Annotated in this window: 13 protein-coding genes and 3 pseudogenes; 4 read left to right on the forward strand and 12 right to left on the reverse strand. The window is 57.3% G+C overall.

Going from position 1 to position 17203, the window contains the following annotated elements:
- Position 1: 1 nt before the first annotated feature.
- The 11 genes and pseudogenes from RHH53_RS01060 to RHH53_RS01110 form a co-directional block, all read right to left on the reverse strand.
- Entirely contained in the window at positions 2 to 1219 is a 1218-nt protein-coding gene (locus RHH53_RS01060; RefSeq protein ID WP_310743970.1) for a restriction endonuclease subunit S, read from the reverse strand.
- On the reverse strand, positions 1212 to 1547 hold the full coding sequence (locus RHH53_RS01065) for a transposase (protein ID WP_310743971.1): 336 nt from the start codon (positions 1545 to 1547) through the stop codon (positions 1212 to 1214). Before RHH53_RS01065 ends, RHH53_RS01060 begins: the two co-directional genes overlap by 8 nt.
- A 266-nt stretch (positions 1548 to 1813) precedes the next feature.
- On the reverse strand, positions 1814 to 3325 hold the full coding sequence (locus tag RHH53_RS01070) for an N-6 DNA methylase (RefSeq protein WP_310743972.1): 1512 nt from the start codon (positions 3323 to 3325) through the stop codon (positions 1814 to 1816).
- On the reverse strand, positions 3322 to 5796 hold the full coding sequence (gene hsdR, locus RHH53_RS01075) for an EcoAI/FtnUII family type I restriction enzme subunit R (protein ID WP_310743973.1): 2475 nt from the start codon (positions 5794 to 5796) through the stop codon (positions 3322 to 3324). The genes RHH53_RS01070 and hsdR overlap by 4 nt, the downstream gene beginning before the upstream one ends.
- 38 nt (positions 5797 to 5834) lie before the next feature.
- Positions 5835 to 6245 (reverse strand): annotated as a pseudogene (locus tag RHH53_RS01080) (type III restriction endonuclease subunit R); the annotation flags it as partial.
- Between the two features lie 20 nt (positions 6246 to 6265).
- The gene (locus RHH53_RS01085) at positions 6266 to 6478 is read right to left on the reverse strand and encodes a DUF2283 domain-containing protein (protein WP_310743975.1); all 213 of its coding nucleotides are present in this window, start codon (positions 6476 to 6478) and stop codon (positions 6266 to 6268) included.
- Positions 6475 to 6723: a DUF4258 domain-containing protein gene (locus RHH53_RS01090; RefSeq protein ID WP_310743976.1), complete on the reverse strand. Its 249-nt coding sequence runs from the start codon at positions 6721 to 6723 to the stop codon at positions 6475 to 6477. The genes RHH53_RS01085 and RHH53_RS01090 overlap by 4 nt, the downstream gene beginning before the upstream one ends.
- Positions 6723 to 8336: pseudogene (locus RHH53_RS13205) on the reverse strand (site-specific DNA-methyltransferase); the annotation flags it as partial. The gene RHH53_RS01090 and the pseudogene RHH53_RS13205, both read right to left, overlap by 1 nt.
- Positions 8337 to 8363: 27 nt before the next feature.
- Positions 8364 to 9425: pseudogene (locus RHH53_RS13210) on the reverse strand (DUF559 domain-containing protein); the annotation flags it as partial.
- Between the two features lie 173 nt (positions 9426 to 9598).
- Entirely contained in the window at positions 9599 to 10501 is a 903-nt protein-coding gene (locus tag RHH53_RS01105; RefSeq protein ID WP_310743978.1) for a DNA methyltransferase, read from the reverse strand.
- Positions 10502 to 10938: 437 nt separating this feature from the next.
- Positions 10939 to 13782 (reverse strand): UPF0182 family protein, encoded by a 2844-nt coding sequence (locus RHH53_RS01110; RefSeq protein WP_310743979.1) that lies wholly within the window; start codon positions 13780 to 13782, stop codon positions 10939 to 10941.
- A gap of 102 nt (positions 13783 to 13884) precedes the next feature.
- On the opposite strand from RHH53_RS01110, the gene RHH53_RS01115 reads away from it, so the two are divergent.
- Positions 13885 to 14424 (forward strand): peroxiredoxin, encoded by a 540-nt coding sequence (locus RHH53_RS01115; RefSeq protein ID WP_310453140.1) that lies wholly within the window; start codon positions 13885 to 13887, stop codon positions 14422 to 14424.
- Between the two features lie 4 nt (positions 14425 to 14428).
- Here RHH53_RS01115 and RHH53_RS01120 read toward each other — a convergent pair whose 3' ends face one another.
- Positions 14429 to 15274, reverse strand: coding sequence for a lipopolysaccharide assembly protein LapB (locus RHH53_RS01120; protein ID WP_206200691.1), 846 nt, complete (start codon positions 15272 to 15274; stop codon positions 14429 to 14431).
- A gap of 135 nt (positions 15275 to 15409) precedes the next feature.
- Between RHH53_RS01120 and RHH53_RS01125 the strand changes: the two genes are divergently transcribed.
- The 3 genes from RHH53_RS01125 to RHH53_RS01135 all read left to right on the forward strand — a co-directional run bounded on the left by RHH53_RS01125 (position 15410) and on the right by RHH53_RS01135 (position 17192).
- Positions 15410 to 15637 (forward strand): hypothetical protein, encoded by a 228-nt coding sequence (locus RHH53_RS01125; RefSeq protein ID WP_206200692.1) that lies wholly within the window; start codon positions 15410 to 15412, stop codon positions 15635 to 15637.
- A 21-nt stretch (positions 15638 to 15658) separates the two neighbouring features.
- Positions 15659 to 16684: an ABC transporter permease gene (locus RHH53_RS01130; RefSeq protein WP_302677774.1), complete on the forward strand. Its 1026-nt coding sequence runs from the start codon at positions 15659 to 15661 to the stop codon at positions 16682 to 16684.
- 70 nt (positions 16685 to 16754) lie between these two features.
- Positions 16755 to 17192, forward strand: a complete 438-nt coding sequence (locus RHH53_RS01135) for a peroxiredoxin (RefSeq protein WP_206200694.1) — start codon at positions 16755 to 16757, stop codon at positions 17190 to 17192.
- Positions 17193 to 17203 lie beyond the last annotated feature (11 nt).

Genomic DNA, 17203 nt, shown 5'->3' on the forward strand with positions numbered 1-17203 from the left:
CTTATAGCTCTCCCCGAAATGCTTTGTCCAGAATTGACTGTTCCAGGCGCGTGAGCTCGGCCTCGGTGGCCGATTGCCCCGTCTTGAGCGCCCGGATGCGCTCCTGCACCGCCTCCAAGTACGTCACGATGCGGCGTTGCTCGGAGAGAGGGGGGAGGGGCACCGATTGTTCCATGAAATCGCGGATGCGGAGATTGCGAAGGCCAGATGTCGTATCTTGCGCTCCCAGATAAAGAGAACGGGCTATTGGGCTATGTAGGTAGAAGAGCAGGAACCAAGGTTCCAATAACTCTTTTTCAGGCCTGAGCCGGAGCATGAAGTTTGAGAATAAGTAAGTCCTACCGTCATGTGGGTCTTCAAAAATAGCTGGCCAGCCCACTAAATGGGGGCTACCACTTGACTTATTAATTAGAATGTCGCCCGCCTCTAGTTTGTAAGCCCAAATCTGCTTTGATCTGATAGCTCTAACGGAAGCTTTCTGAGGCATAAGAACCATGCCATGGATCTCCGTTGAACGGACAACCGGAAATCCTTTGCTTGAATCAGGGGCCTCCGGTCCCCAAATCCCCGTCTTATGCCTACACACCTCCCCCAGCCTCACCCACCGCCAGCCTTTGGGGAGGTCTTGGCCGGGGCGGGGGAAGGTGTCGGCAAGGACGGATTGCCAGAGACGTTCTGCGTCCTCCAGGGCCTCCTGGTGCAGCCGCCGCGCCTCCCGCACCCGCGCCATCAGCTCCTCAATCCGCGCCACGATGCGGCGCTGCTCAGAGAGAGGGGGGAGGGGAATGGGATGTGCTTTTAAATGCCTCACCAACACATTTTTTACTGTGGCCTCTGGTATTTCTCGAACCAGTCCCTGAATAGAGAACGAAATGGCCAACTCTAGCCACTTTGCATAGCAACTTTTATTCTTCACCCCAATCTTGGCGACCCGCTGATTTAGTAGCGCCCTCGGTCCCTGCCATGTTGCAACTTTAAAGCTGCCCGTTAGACCTACGAGAAGATCTCCAGGCTCAACAACGGGTAAGCGCTCGCAGCTCCCACTATAATAAGCCTCTGTCGTCTGCTTATCAATGTCGCCGATCTTTATAACGGGCATTCCCAGACCGCACGTGTTGAAGTCGGAGGCTTTGAATGCGAACCCGCTTATTATGTCACACACCTTCCCCAATCTCACCCAGCGCCAGCCTTCTGGGAGTTTGTAGGGACCTTCAGTCATGGTTGTCCTCTGGTTTGAAGAGTTGATCCCATAGGTCGTCGTTTGCGATCCGGTGCGGATTTTCCCGGTCCAGGTACCAGCGTAAGGGGTTTTCGGCAATGTATTGGCGGATTCGGTTCAGGGATTCGTCGTTGCGGATGATGTGTTCGTAATAATTGCGTTGCCAGACAGGGGCACCGGGCATGTCCCGCAGGGCGTTGATGCGTTTGGTCGTGATGGATTTGAATTGGCCGATGATGGCGCCGATGGAACATGGCGCGGGTCCCCGTGGTGGGTATTCTGTAGGGGCAACGCGGCGGGCCGTTGTGGGGGCGACGCGCATCATCATCCCCCACAATCCAAATGATGCCGTGCAAATGGTTTGGCATCACCACAAATTCATCATCGTGCAATCGCACATACGGGCGGATTTGCGCGGTATTGAACCATTCCTCGCGCACAATTTCGCCCCACGGGTTCAACCGCATTTCGCCGTCCACCACCTCGCCGAATAGAGGCGCCCAGTCCTGTGTGACGATGGTGATGAAATACGCCCCCGGTTGGGTGTAATCGTATCCCTTCAGGCGGATGGATCGCCGATGGTGCTTTTCGGGATCAAAGGGCATGGCTGTTTTCCCCCGTGGCGTTGTTGCCCAAAAGGTCGTCTAATTCCTCGATGATCGCCAGAATCTCCCGTTCGCGTTCCAAAAGCCCGACCACAATCTCCATCGGCGACGGAAGCGCCTCGGCCTCCTTGCGGTTCGGGTTGCGGGCGGTGAGGTCATAGCCGCGTTCTTTTACCTCTTCCACAGGCACAATCCAGGCGTTTTCCGAGAGGCAGGCTTCCCGTGGCCCCTTGCCCTGGCGGTAGGCGTCCCATGCGGCCCAAAGCCGGCGGGCCTCGGCAAAGTGCTCGTCCTGGATGGGGCTTCCCTTGCTGAATTTCTTGAGGCCTTCCGGGAGAGGGAGTTCGTAATACCAAATCTCCTTCGTGGGTCCCGGTCGCTCAAAAAAGAGAAGGGCGGTCTTGACATCCGAATACGGCGCGAAGGTGCCCGGCGGCAGGCTCACGACGGTGTGCAGGTGGAACTGCTCAAGAAGGTTCTGCTTGACAGCGGCAAAGGCGCCGCCCCGGAAGAGCGTGCCTTCGGGCACGACCATGCCGCAGCGGGCGCCGTCCCGGGGCTTGAGCTTCTTCATGATGTGCTGGAGGAAGAGCAGCTCGGTGGCGGTGGCCTGGACGGGGAAGTTGGCCTGGATATGCCGGCCTTCCGTGCCGCCGAAGGGGGGATTGGTGAGCACCACATCGTAGCGCTCGGAGACGGCGCGGATGTTCTCTTCTAAGGTGTTTCGGCGGACGATGCGAGGCGCCGTGATGCCGTGGAGGACCATGTTCATAAGCCCTAGAAGAGCGGGGAGGGGTTTTTTCTCCTGGCCGAAGAAAGTGCGTTCCTGAAGCGTCTTATGGTCCTCGATGGTACGTTCTTGAGGCTTCATGTACAGGTAAGCCTGGGCAAGAAAGCCACAGGAGCCACAGGCGGGGTCGTAGACGGTTTCGCCGATCTTTGGCGCAATGAGGTCCACGATGAAACGCACCACCGGGCGCGGTGTGTAGAACTCGCCGGCCATGCGGTTTTCACTGCCCAGCCTTCGCAGCAGCTCTTCGTAGACCTGCGAGACGGTAAAGATGTCGTCCTGATTATGGAAGTCAATGCCATTGATGATTTGGAGGACATCTTTCAGGTTGTAGCCTGAAGCGCAGACGATTACGTTGCGTTCGGCGAAGACGCTGCGGATCGTCTCCCGCAGGGGGTCGCCACCCAGGCTTTGGAGGTAGGGGATGAGCCGGCCGTGAACAAACTCCAGCAGGCGATCGGCGGGCCAATCTTTCGTGGCCCACTGGGACCAGCGGCGCTCCCCGTCGAGGATGCGCGTATAGGGGCGGCCGGCGAGCTGGGCTTGGGTCTCCCACTCTTCCTCTTGGGCATCGAGGAAACGGAGGAAGAGCAGCCACGCCAGGTGCTCGATGTACTCCATGATGCCGCCGCAATTGTTGTCGCGGCGTAAGATGTCGCAAGCGCGCCAGATTTCGTTGGCGAGGGTTTCGCGTGTTTGGGGCCCGTTCATGCCACTGCCTCCTCAGCGTAGATCTTTTCTTTCATGGTTTGCATGGCGCGGCGAAGCTGATTCAGGTCGCCGAACCAACGGCTAATTTTGGTTGCTCCGCCCCATTCCAGAAAGGGTGAAACGCCAAAGATTTCCGGTTCCAGCTGCTCGATGCCACCTACCCGGTACTTCTCCAGCAGCTCGAGGATGACTTTTCTGGCCCCTTCCTTATGGGCGTTGATGAACGCCTGCTCGCGATTGCGGAAAGCCTCAGCCCGTTCCCTGCGCGTCCGGATAGGACGACCAAAGGCGATGTGGCAGAGAAGATCGAAGGCGTCGGCCTCCGGCTGACCCAGCACCTCGGCAAGGATTTCCGGGTGAATGCTGGACTGGCGGAGCTCCGCGAGGAAGGACTGGCGCCGGCCGCTGTCCACCCAGATGTCGCGGAGCCTCTGACGGTTAGGGGCGTCCGCCCGGATGCGCTGTCGGGTGTAGTTCCGATACTGCTCCAGCGTAAGCTGGTCGCGCGTTTCCTCGATGAGGAACACCGCCTCGTCGGCAATGGTGACCTCAAGCCCTTCCACGCGGATCTTACCGATCTTTTTCGAGGCCGGCTTGAGCGGCACGTCCACGTGCAGCGTTTCGTCGTGGAACACCTGCCCCTGCACGGCCGCCGTGAGTGAGCCCGTGGAGGGTTCCGGCAGTGGAAGAGGCGGACGATCCCATTCATCGAAGAGGCGCGTGGCGCCGGTGTAATCGATGATGCGAAACCAGTACTTGTCAGTGGAAGGGTCGAGCCGGCTTCCCCGGCCCACGATTTGCTTGAAGAGTGTGGGCGAAGCTAGGGTTTTCATAAAGACGATGTTGCGGCAAGATGGAACGTCCACACCGGTGGAAAGAAGCTCAGCGGTGGTGGCGACCACCGGCGCCGGCTTATCCGAGTCCGCGAAGGCTTCGAGTGCCCGCCGCCCCTCCTCGCCCTCTTCCGATATGATAGGCACGGCGTAGTTGGAAAGTCCGGTTTCGGGACCGAATTCGTCCTGCAAGAGCCGAGCCACCAGCCGCGCGTGCTCCATGTCGACGCAGAAGACCATGGTCTTTTCCATCTTGCCAAAGCGGCGCAAAAGCCCTGCCAGGTGGGAGACCATTGCCCTGGTGCGGTCAGGAAGAGAAATCTCCCGCTCGAACTGGGGCGTGGTGTAAAACTCCCGTGGCTCGACGTCGTCGGGGATGAAGACCTCGGCTCCTTGCTCAATGGCGTCCTGGAGGTGCAGGCCCGTGGCGTCCACGGTAGTGCGCACCCTGTGGATCTTATACGTGGCGAGAAAGCCGTCCTCAATACCCTGGCCCAGACTGTACTGGTAGGCGGGCGGCCTCCAGGTGCCACGCTCGGGGTGGTCCGGATCAATGGCAATCTCTGGTTCCTCTGCGCAGAAGTAAGCATAGGTGTCAACGTTCTCGTCCTGTTTGGGCGTGGCGGTCATGCCGAGTTGCATGGCGGTGCCGAAGTGATCAAGGATCTTCCGCCAGGTCCCAAAACCCGAACGGTGGCACTCGTCGATGATAACGAGATCAAAGAAGTCTCGCGGAAATTTCTCGAAGAGGCGTTTACCCGCCTCATCCGGGCTCCACAGCGTCTGATAGATCCCAAAGTAGAGGTCCCGCATCAAGTTGGCCGGATGTCCTTCGATCTTGAAACGCGGCTCGCTCGTTCCATCGGCGAACGGTGCGAAGGTATTGTATGCCTGGTCGCGCAGCACGACGCGATCCGCTAGGAACAGAACGCGCCCGGGGCGGTCGGAATGCCGGCGCTGGAGCCAACCCGATTGAACGAGCTTCCAAACGATCTGGAAGGCGACAAAGGTCTTGCCGGTTCCAGTGGCCATCGTCAGCAGGACGCGCTTCTGGCCACGCATAAGGCGCTTGATGACTTCGCGGATGGCCACTTCCTGGAAGTAGAACGGTATTTTCCCGCACAGGTTTTCCGGGCAGTATGGATGAAGGAGTGGATTGTTCCGCTTGACTACGCCGTATTCCTCTGGGCGCTCGGCGACGCGCGACGCATCTGGGCTTCCCTGATTCTGTTGCCACCTCTCCCACAGCTCACCGGGAGTCGGGAATTGCTTAAGATCCTTGGTTGAGTTCGTAAAGAAGTCGAATTCGACGATCTGGTGGCCGTTCGTGGCGTAGGCGAACGGGATCCCTAGATCCCTGACGTAGCGCTTGGCTTGTTCAAGCCCAGCTTCGGCCGCTTCCCCCTCGGACTTGGCTTCGACAACGGCGATGGGAAAAGAATCCGAAAGACGCAAAAGATAGTCCACCTTGCGGACCTCGCCCCTGCGAATCCGATTGCCCACCAAGATGACGCGCCCCTGCGTATACTGCTGATCCCGCTGGTAGTAGTGCTCCCTTGTGATTTGTGTATCGGCCCACCCTGCGGCTTTCAGTTTTGGATCGATGAGCGTCGCCCGCGTATCCGCCTCGTTTTTCATGCGGCAGCCTCCACTACGTGAAGGAGATCGTCCGCCGGCTCTCCGCCATCACGGGGAATCTCGATGCCCACGCGCCCGGCAGCGGGCGCTTCGGTGAGCCAGATGAGCGTTTCTACCGCCTCCAGTTGGCAGAAGAAAAAGCGGCGCGCCTCGAACTCTTCCGGATCGCGCCAGTGCTCCAGCAGCCGCCTGGTGATGCTGGTGACGCCCAGATAGCCCGCCTCGCGCCAGGCCTTGACGCGCGGTCGGATCTGGTTGACCAGCGGAATCTTGACGAAGATGCCCGGGTCATCGAAGGCTTTTGAGCCGGGCGTCGCCACCACGTACCCCGCCGGGCGGCGACCCTCCACCAATTCGAAAGTGCGCGTCTCGCGGTCGTAACGCCAGTGCCGCTGCGGCTCCTCGTAGGGCGAGTTGATGATCAGGCGGTCAATGGTAGCGCGAGGCATAGCGGTGGTTTCCTCCGGTTTCAACCTGCTTCGGGCACCGTTTCGAACTGCAGCCGCCGCAGATCTAGGTCCGGCGCCCGCTTTGACAGGTACAACATCTCAATGCCGACTACGCGATCCTGCTCATCGTAATCCACAAAAACACCCGGCGAGACTTCTTCGGTGCGGCTCGCGGGCGCATCACTCAAAGTCAGGTAGAGGGCGTCGGCCTGTTGGTCCACTTTAAGCTTCATGGGAGAGTCCTCCTGCGATCAAAGAATGCGGTCACGACGAATGGCGGTGTTCTCTTCGTGTTGACGATTACGCACAACACCCGGTCGCCAAACTCTGGAATCCGGGCAAGGCGATGTTCCAGGTCCGGATCCACCCGATCGGCTTCGGTCGCCTCTGGCGCATTCAGGGCGCGTTCCAGCCAAGCAAGTGCAATCTGCCGCTTTTGCAAGGCGTCTCGGTCGTGTTCCGTGAGCACGTACTCCATCAGCCTGTCCCATTCAAGACAACGATCTTCAAACTCTCGATCCCCCGGTCGTCCACGATCTTGACCGCGATGCGCTTGTGCTCGCCCGGCTCGAATGGCAGCGACACCGTGCCGCGATAAGCCTCAATCAGTTCCTCGTCGATCTCGGCCTTGAGATTGCGCGCCAGTTTCGCCCAGCCTTCGACCTCGCCCGCCATCGGGAAGAAGACTTGACGCGGGTGGAGGCTGCGCCCATCATAGTCGGTATCCAGCATCCAGACAGCGATTTTGTCCGCGCCGCCCGATTCGATCCCGCCGGTCTTGGTGTTGTAGTAGTCGAAGCCGTGCACGGAGACGACGAACTTGCCCTTGTCCTCGCCCGTGGTGATGCGCTCGACGTGCACATCGGGTTGGCCGATGAGCCAGAAGGATTTGTTGCTGGCGCGCTTCTTCTTGAGGTCGTCGGTGAGCAGGTCAGCGTTCATCTGCACCTTCAGAAACTGCATCCCCGCGAGTTCCGGCTTCATCTCGTCGATGTCCTTGGCGGCTTCCGGGTCGAACTGGAAGGCGGCAAAGACCAGCAATTTCGGTTTTGGCACGAGCGTCCGCGCCTCTTCCCAAGCATGTTCCACCTAGCGCTACTCCAGCGGGGCATGTTCGAGTCCGAAGGAAACGACCACGCGCATCGGGCTGTCGGCCGGGCCGGTCTCGCGCACCGAATCGGCACCTTCGTCGCTGGGGCGCGTCTCGCCGTCGGCGTGCAAAAAGCGGCAGCCGGGCAGCGGCTCTAGGCGCGCGAAGCGGATGTACTGCCCCGCCTTGCCGCGGATGCCGGCGCGCAGCAGTTCGTCGCGCCATTCGGCCTGGCGCAGCGTCTCGCCCGAGCGGGCGATGGATGTGTCGGCTGGTTGGGATCTGGCTTCGAGAATCTCCTCCGGCGACTTGACCGCCGGCGCGGGCACGGCCTCCACCGTGAACGGGCCAGTGACGCGCACCTTCTTGCGGTCCACCAAGGGCTGGTCGTAAAGGGTTTCCTGCGGCGCGTGGCGGGCGATCGCCTCATCCATGGCCTTTTGCATTGCGCGGCGGGCGACGTGGAAGGCGTCGAAGGGCTTGCGGGCCGCTTCGAGCCAGTCGGCAGGGAACTCAAAGGGCACCTCCCACTCCACCAGCTCATTGACCTTGACCGCTTGGCCGGCGGGCATAGTGAAGGTGGCGCTGTCCGGCGCGGCAAAATCCACGAAATGCCCGGCCCGGCCGCCTTGCGTGACCTTGAAACGGGGATAGCCCTCACCCCCGGCCCACCTGCCCCCGTCAGGGGGTCTCCCAGCGGGAGAGGGGAGACGGAGCGCGGCGTTGAGGTCTGCCAGCGCCTGTTCGATCGCCGGGTGCATGCGCGCGTAGATGCCGTCGATCTCCGGGTTGTTGGCGATGGACTTGAGTGTCACATGCGGCACGGTCTTGTACTTGAAGCCGCTGCCCACCCCCTCTTCGGGATGCGCCAGCTCGTAGTAGTCGAAGACCGCGGTCATCAGGCGCTGGCGGGCGAGGGTGAGCGCCACGCGCGAGGTGTCGCAGGTGATCCAGCGCCGGCCCCACTGCTCGGCCACATAGGCCGTCGTGCCGCTGCCGCAGTTGTGTACGGCGCAGACTTCCGTTATAAACGAGTGAGCGTCCTCTACTTCTAAATCGTAAACCTCTTCCTCGGACAAGTCTCTAACCACCTCCACAAGGCGCACGGGAACGCGGTCGGGACCGTGGAACAGGATGTCTCCCTCTTGTATCTGCTCTGCCTCCATCCACTGGGCATACTCTGGCGAAAGTTGCTCTTTACACGCCTGTTCAATAGCAGTGCAAACCCCTTCGAGATTATGCTCTACTTCTGGGGCGGGAACACGCAGCACTTTTAGATTCAGCGCGTGCATGAACTCATCGCGGACACGGTCATGTTCCATGGCGGCCGGAGTGCCATGAGCCATGGCGCCGTCCACTTCTACCACTAAGGCAGCTTCACGGCAATAGAAATCGGCGATATAGGGGCCAATAGGGTGCTGACGTCTGAAGGTAAAGCCCAACCCATTGCCTCGCAAGACTTTCCAAAGTTTCCGTTCAGGCGGAGTCATTTCCTTGCGGAGTATTTTGCTTCTGCCGCGCAGCGCCTTGGGAATACCTGACCAGTCGGAATGTCCACCCAGGCTGTGCGGTCGTCTGTGGGCCAACACCCTGTGATCGGGCGTAAGCCATAGGGTTTGCCCGCTAAGGTCGTGCCGGATGCCGATCATCACGCCGCGATACATTCGCCGTATCGTGCGCACGACGCGATGGGGCAAGCCGTCATGCGCCAGCAGGTAGTCGCCGGGCTGGATGTCTTCGATGGCGATGAGGGTAGCCCCCCTGTCATCCCCCCGCGTGCGGGGGGATAGGGCTTCTCCCTCCCCACGTGTGGGGAGGGTCGGGGAGGAGCCGCAAACCCACACCCTCGTCCCCTTCCGCACACAGGTCGGGTCAAACACCAAGTCGCCAAGGTCGGTGGTCAGCGGCAGTATCATTCCAAAGGTTGTCAATCTGCTGGAGAGGAAAATCATCAAAGCATTGCTTGTATCTTGGAATGTTGCCGGTGTCGTATAGTCTGCAAGCGGTAATAAGGCGTTGCATTCCCTCCCTATGTGTGCGCCAGCTTTTCCTTTGTGCGGATATGATCCTTCCTGAGAACTCAAAGTCATAGGTGCAAGACTCGGTGTAACCAGAAGACTTGAGGTCACCCAAAGCCAGCCTCTTTGATCCTTCAATTTGGTCAAGCTCGGTTGACAATGCACGAATTGGTTTTACCTCTCCACTCGGCAACTCTACGAATCCAAACCAGGATTCATCAAGACTCTTCTCCGTGTAAAGCTGCCTATATTTCACGCCCTCCCTGTTTTTCGCATACCAAATTAATGATATCGTGAACTCTCGGTAATTCTCCAAACCCAAGAGGCGATGTTTTGCGGAAAGATATTTGTCTTACAAAATTCCCCGCCCCGAACACCTCATCCATCAACTCCCGCACGTGGTGCACGTTCTCGTCACTGATCTGCACGAAGATGCTGCCGCTCTCGGTCAAGAGTTCCCGCGCCAGAAGCAGCCGGTCGCGAAGATACGTGAGGTAGGAGTGGATGCCCAGCTCCCAAGTATCGCGGAAGGCGCGGATGCCCAGCTCCCAAGTATCGCGGAAGGCGCGGATCTGCTCCGGCTCGCTAGTTAAGTCCTCGTCCTTGCCGTCCTTCACGTCGCGTTTGTTGACGAAGGGCTGGAAGTTGGAGCCGTAGCGGATGCCGTAGGGCGGGTCAATGTAGATCATCTGCACCTTGCCGGCCATGCCCTCCTTTTCCAGCAGCGAGTTCATCACCAGCAGCGAGTCGCCGGCGATGAGGCGGTTGCTCCAGTCGTGCTTGTGTTGGTAGAACTCGACGACCTTGTGCAAGGGTTCTTGGCGCTCGACCTCGAACAACCCCAGTTGCACCGGTTCCTGTTGCCCATTTTTCTTGCGCACCGCCTCGATAATTGTGCGCGGGTCAATGCGCTCGTGGACGTGCAGGGAGACGGTAGGAACTTCAAACGAGGTATGCTCGGCTTTGCCCGCCCAGACCAGTTGCGGGTCGAGGTGCGGGTCGTAGGCGTAGCGCTTTTTCTGCTGTCCGGTGTCGGGGTCGGTTTCGGGCGTGACCAGCCCAACGGGCGGGTTGTTGACGCGCGCTTTGTCCCGATGCTCGTAGGGTGCGATCGGACGCTTGGTCTCGGTCTTCTTTTTTCGGGCCATCAAGTCCTGTCTGCAGATTGGTGGTTTTGAAAGCTAAACAGTAATTAAACTGCAATAGTAGATACGTATGCAAGGACTTAATTTGTAACGATAAACAGCATAGAGACCCCATACTTAACCTGCTATCTAAGCAAAATACCCAAACAGAACAATGGCCTGAGTATCGAAAGTGGGTGCGCTTTTACCTGCATTTCTGCAACAAGTATGGGTCGGATTCTGGCAGCCTGCACTAGCTTCCAAGAGACAGACGGTGAAATAACAGGCCGAAGCCCAGTAGTCGATTGGTTATTACAGACCCCTCCTCTCGCCATTTAGTCAACCAAGGGGAAAAGCCCACTCCGAAACCATGGAATCTGTCACTGCTGATGAGAAATCAGGTGCTCCCATTACGGAAGTAATACCAATTAAACTATCTTTCAACGTTTCTGCGATGAAAGTTAATCAGGAAACAGTTTTTGCAAAGCCTCCTCTAGGGTAGGTGCCATCACAATCCGCTGATTGTCCATAACAATGACCCGTGCCAAGGTGGGCAGTTGATTTTGATCGGCTTCGAGGTAAATGGGTTCGACGTAGAGGAGCGATCGCTCGATGGGGATAATGAGGAGATTTCCCTGCACCGATCTTGACCCTTGGCGATTCCAGAGGGAAATTTGCTGTGAAATCATTGGGTCTTGATTGATCCGCGCCTCCATTTGTTCAGGGCCAAAGACCAGTTCTTGCTTGGGAAAGACGTACAGCAGGAGCTTGCCATAGTTTTGACCATCGGAGCGAGCCGCTAGCCAACCAATGAGGTTGGGACGATTCACGGGCGTAAAAGGAACAAGCAGAATAAACTCCTCAGTGTAGCCAATGGGCAGCTTGGTAATCAGATAGTAAGGGGCAACGGCTTGGGGCTTTTCGCGGTAAATCTCCTTGGGAATTTGCCAGAGGTCTTCGCGGTTGTAAAAGACCACGGGATCCGTCATGTGGTATTTCAGGAGTTGTTCCGACTGCACCTGCATCAAATCAATGGGATAGCGAATGTGGCGGTAGAGGCGGTGGGGCATGGCACTCAGGGGATGAAAGAGGGTTGGAAAAACCCGCTGCCACGTGCGAATTATGACATCGTCGGGTTCCACCACATAAAACGTGACATCGCCGTTATAGGCATCCACCACCACTTTGACAGAGTTGCGAATGTAGTTAAAGGAGTGCTCGCCGGGATCGCCATAGGGATAGTAGCGACTGACGGTATAGGCATCAATAATCCAGTAGAGATAGCTCACCCCTGTGGCGCTAGGACTGGCAGCAATGTCCTGTTCAGAGCGTGGATCGGCGACCACAAGGTAGGGTTCACTGTCAAAACGTAAAAAGGGGGCGATCGCCCGCACCCGCTCTTGAATTAAGCGACGAAAAAGTACCCGTGAGTCCGGTCGTAAATTGGGGGTCAACAGCAGTTGCCAGTCACCAAAATAGACACCGTAGACCAAGCGCCGCCACCAACTGGCAATGGGAACCCCCCCCGTACCGTCGTAGTGGTTATAGACATTTTCGGCGCCACGGGGAAAATCCAGCTCTGGAACCGCCGAAGGGGCAAAGACATAGGTATGGGTAAGTTCACCGTAGTAGATCCGGGGGTAGAAAAAGGGAATGCTTTCACGGATTTGCGGCGGATCGACCAGTAGCTCACCCGTATCGCCAATATCGCGGACAAAGTATTTGGGCAGACCATTGGCTTCGGCGGTATTCACGGGACTCATGGTGAAGCCATAGCCGTGGGTAAAGACCAAGTGCTCGTTAATCCAAGTACGGGCAAAGCGCTGAACCGCACTGTAGTCCACTTCGCGAGCGGCAATGAGGACTTGGCGAATTTCTGATTGGTCTTGCTCAGGGGATAGTTTGAGATAGTAGCGATCCAAAAAGGCCGCTGGAAACCGATAGTAGGAGCGCAGTTGTTGCAGTTGCCGGTTCGTTTCTAAAAGGGGGCGGGTATCCCAAAGGCGGATATTGCGGGTGGTGGCGGCGTTGGCAGCAATGATCTCGGCGTTGAGGTTATTTTCCGGCTGAAAGGGTTCGACCCGCATTTTTTCAAGGTTAAAGCCTTCGCGGGTGTGGGTAATGGTGCGTTGAATGTAGGGGAGTTCCCGTTGCAGTTGATTGGGTTGAACAATGGCCGCTTCAATGGCTGTGGGCAGGAGCCAATCGGCAATCAGGATGACCACTAAATAGCCCAATGTAAAGCCAAAGAGGCCGGGGGCGATCGGTCCTAGCCGCCGCTGCCCTTCGCCGCCCCGTCGAATCGCTGACCAAGCCAGTAAACAGGCGACGCCAAAAGCCGAGGCTGAAAGCCAACCATAGAGGGGTAAGCGTACAGTGACGTCGGTATAGCCGGCGCCAAAGGCAGCCCCATTGGTCGAATAAAGAAGTTTGTAGCGTTCTAGCCAGAAGCTAAAGGCCACTGTGGCAAAGACAAAGGCACTTAAGCCCTGTAAATGCCGCCGTTGCGATCGCACGAAGCCGAGGAATTTGCCATGACTGAGACTTTCATTGGCAAGGAGATAACCCAAGGCCGTTCCCCCTAAGCCGACAACACTGAGGTTCACCAGCCATAGGCGCAACAGTTCCCACAGGGGGATTTCAAACAGGTAAAAGCTAATGGAATGGCGAAATAGCGGTTCCGTATGGGGATCACTGGCGGCAAACAGTCCCTTGAGCACCACCGGCCAGCTCAGGCAGGCGATCGCCCCCATGGCAACGCTCAAGAGAATTGCAACCCCCTGAAAGAGGCGCAGGGGAAACCACAACCCCAGTACCAATGCCGCCAAACTCGGCACGAGTAGCCAAGGATTCTGCACCACTAGAAGTGATAGCTCTGCCACCCGCCAGACACTCAATTGCGGCAGCAGAGGGCTGTTAAAGGTGATTTCTGAACGTTGTTGCCACAGTTGCAGCGCGATCGCCCCAATGTGGTAAGTAGCAACAATTAGCAGCCAAATGAGACCACTGGCACACAACAAAAGCCGCCACAGCCCCAGCCCCCGATAGGTACTCTGGGCGGTCAGGGTGGGATCGAGGGTCACGGTGCGTTGCCGCAGGAGCCAGTGTTGCTGCCAGCCATAGAACAGTGCCGATGCCCCCGCAACCGCCAGAAACAGTAAAGCTTGGACACTCCAGCGCTGCCAGACCACCGCCAAATAGCCCAGTTGATCAAACCAGAGGCTTTCGGCAATGAAGCGACACAAGCCAACCCCAAGGGCGATCGCTAGAACCAGACCACCCAGCCAGCGCAGCCAGCGGGGCATCAACTGTACAAGAGGGAGTGACGGCATCAACCTCGAAAAATCGTTAAAACTACGGTACAGTGCAGCTAGATGCTTTCCTAAGGCCAGTTTAGCGATTTAACTATGTTCTTGCGCTCACTACTTGTTGCCCTTTTGAGTTTGATTCTGTTTCTGAGCCCATCAGTTCCCAGTTGGGCTCTCGGGGGTGAATTGCCGCCCCTCAATGCCCCAGCACCCGACTTTTCTCTTCCCAGCAGTGTCGATGGCCAGCCCATTTCCCTGAAGGATTATCGCGGCAAGTGGGTGGTGCTGTACTTCTACCCCAAGGACTTTACCGCTGGCTGTACCCTCGAAGCCCAACGCTTTCAGCGGGATATTGAGCAATTTCATGCCCACAATGCTGAAGTCATTGGCGTCAGTGCCGACTCCGTGGACTCCCATGAAGATTTCTGTGACAGTGAAGGCTTGACCTTTCCCCTCCTCTCTGACCCCGATGGCCGCGTCAGCAAGGCCTATGGCTCTTGGTTGGGGTTTGTCTCGCTGCGCCACAGTTTCATCATCGATCCTGAGGGGATATTGCGCGAGCGGTTTGTCAAAGTGAATCCCGCGATCCACAGTCAGGAGGTACTGGCTCGCCTAGAGGAACTGCAACAGCAAGTTTAGGCCTCTATTGCTGTGGCGGGGGTTCAGGGGTTGCTGGAGATTCCTTTTGCACCTGCTGCGCTGCCTGCTGAATGGCATCTTTATATTTGGCGGGTGCAAGTTCCACGGCTTTGGCATACAGAGGCGCAGCTTCTGTCTTTTTCCCCTGTTCCGTCAGTGCCATCGCTTGGGCAAGCACCGGGCGAAAATCGTTGGGGTTTTCTTTGCCCAGATTTTGGAAGAGGGTCAGCGCCTCATCGTAGCGTTTTTGCGCCATATAGACATCGCCAAGGAGAAGTTGTACCGCCGTGACATCGACGCTCCCTGGTTGGACTTTGTTGGCTTGCTCTGCCCCTTGCAGGGTCTCTTCAATGAGGCCAATGGCCGCTTGGGGGCGATTTTCCTTCAAGTAGAGATCCACTAAAGCCCGCAGGGCATTGAGATTGCCGGGGGATTTGGCCAGAACCCCTTGAAAGGTTTGGGCAGCCCCCTCGCGATCGCCCGTTTGCTGCTGTGCCTGTCCCAGCAGAATCGCATAATCGGTTTGTTCGGGGCGTTGAGCAGCTAAGCGGCGCAGGGGGTCAATGACGCTAGCAATTTCTCCTTTGCCCAGTTGAATCAGTTGCAGCCGAGCCAGCACCAACCCTTCTAAGGCTGTGGCATTGTTGGGTTCACGCTCCAGCACCAGTTGGTAGCCTTTTTCTTGGGCTTGCAGTTCGGCAACTTTGTCAGTGGCGGCAGGACTGGTCACGGGGCTTGGCGTGGGTTGCGCTGGGCTAAAGGCACTGCTGAGCAGGGGCATCACCGAAATGGCAATGAAAGGAACCACGCCCAACAGCAAAACCAAAAGGGTGAGCCACTTCTTGCGCATTGTGCCTCCTTGAGGGTGCCCAGCATTTCCAGTGCCAGTATGATTCTAGCCTAGGAGCCGAGGGGAATCACGGCCAATTTTCAGGTCGGCCACCTTCCCCCTGTTAAAATTTGAGCAATTCCTCGGAGAGCTGCCATGGGTGAACTAACGCCAGAAACCATCAATTGTGCAGAGGCCTGTGTCAATGGCTGTGTCTTGGGCGATCGCTGTCCCAACCGTGAGTACATTGCTGCCGCCACCAAGTTTATGAATGATACGCCCCTCGATCAAATTCTGCAAATTGCAGCGGATAGCTATCCCAAACGTCTTTTGGCCGCGATTGAGCGCGATCGCCAGCGAGCGGCGAACCCACCCCAAGAATAGCTATTTCCAGATGCTGTGATCATGTCTCGTCTGCGTGCATTGCAGGGGTACCTGCTCCTGCGGCTTTTACTTGCGCCGCTGATGCTGTGGACGATTGTCACCGTCGTCTTTTTGCTGCTGCGAGCCACGCCGGGGGATCCCGTGGATGCGATTTTAGGTCCCCGTGCCCCGGTGGCTGTCAAGGAAGCCTTGCGAGAACAATTGGGCTTGGCTCAACCCCTGTGGCAGCAATACTTGACTTACTTAGGGCAACTCCTGCGATTTGATCTGGGAACCTCCCTCACCAGTCAAGGGGAAGCCGTCACGAGTATCATTGCTCAGCATTTCCCTGCAACGGCAGAATTAGGCCTTGCGAGTCTGGCGATCGCCTTTGGTTTAGGGGTGCTCATTGGCAGTCTGGCTGCGGTCAAATCTGGCACTGCTTGGGATATCGGAGGGCGTCTCTTTGGCATCATCACCTATGCCTTGCCCCTCTTTTGGCTGGGGATGCTTTTGCAACTGCTCTTTGCGGTGAATCTGCGTTGGCTTCCCTTGGGTACCCGCTACCCAATCACGGAAACACCCCCCCAAGGTCCCACAGGGCTGTACCTGCTGGATGCGCTCCTGAATGGTAATCTCCACCAACTGGGAACTGCTTTTAGTTACTTGCTCCTGCCTGCGTTGACGCTGGCGATCGTCCTCAGTGGTATCTTTGAGCGCATTGTGCGGGTGAATCTCAAGCAAACCCTAGTGGCCGATTATGTGGAAGCCGCCCGTGCCCGTGGTATCCCTGAGCATCGGATTCTCATTCACCATGCCCTCAAGAATGCCTTGATTCCAGTGATCACGGTTTTGGGGCTGACCCTTGCCAGCCTCTTGGGGGGAGCCGTGTTGACAGAGGTGACGTTTTCTTGGCCGGGGCTGGGTCAGCGACTCTACGAGGCCATTGCTCTGCGGGACTATCCAACCGTACAGGGCATTGTGGTTTTCTTTGCCGTGATTGTGGTTGCCGCCAGTATTCTCATTGACTTGCTCAATGCTTGGATTGACCCCCGCATCCACTACTAACTTTTTGGCATCTGCCGATAAAATAAAGAACAAGCACGTAATAAAACTTAACATTAGGAGGTTATCCCCCATGGCTTTAGCCGTTGGTACACCCGCCCCTGCCTTTACTGCCAAAGACACCCATGGCAATACGGTGTCCCTCAGCGACTTTGCGGGCAAAACTGTGGTGCTCTACTTCTACCCTAAGGATGACACCCCCGGCTGCACCAAAGAGGCTTGTAGCTTCCGTGACAACTATGCCGCCTATCAGGGCAAAGAGATTGTCGTTTTGGGGGTGAGTACCGATGACGAAACCTCGCACCAAAAGTTCACTGAAAAATACAACCTCCCCTTTCCCCTCTTGGCAGATGTGGACAAATCCATTATCAAGGCCTACGACGTGGATGGTGGCGGCTACGCCAAGCGAGTCACCTATGTCATTGATGGCAATGGCATTATTTCCCACGTCTATACCAGTGTGAAAACCGATACCCACGCCACCGACATTTTGGCAGATCTTGGTCTGTAAGGGTTTCCAAG

This window comes from Thermosynechococcus sp. PKX82 (assembly GCF_031583255.1).
Taxonomy (GTDB): Bacteria; Cyanobacteriota; Cyanobacteriia; order Thermosynechococcales; family Thermosynechococcaceae; genus Thermosynechococcus.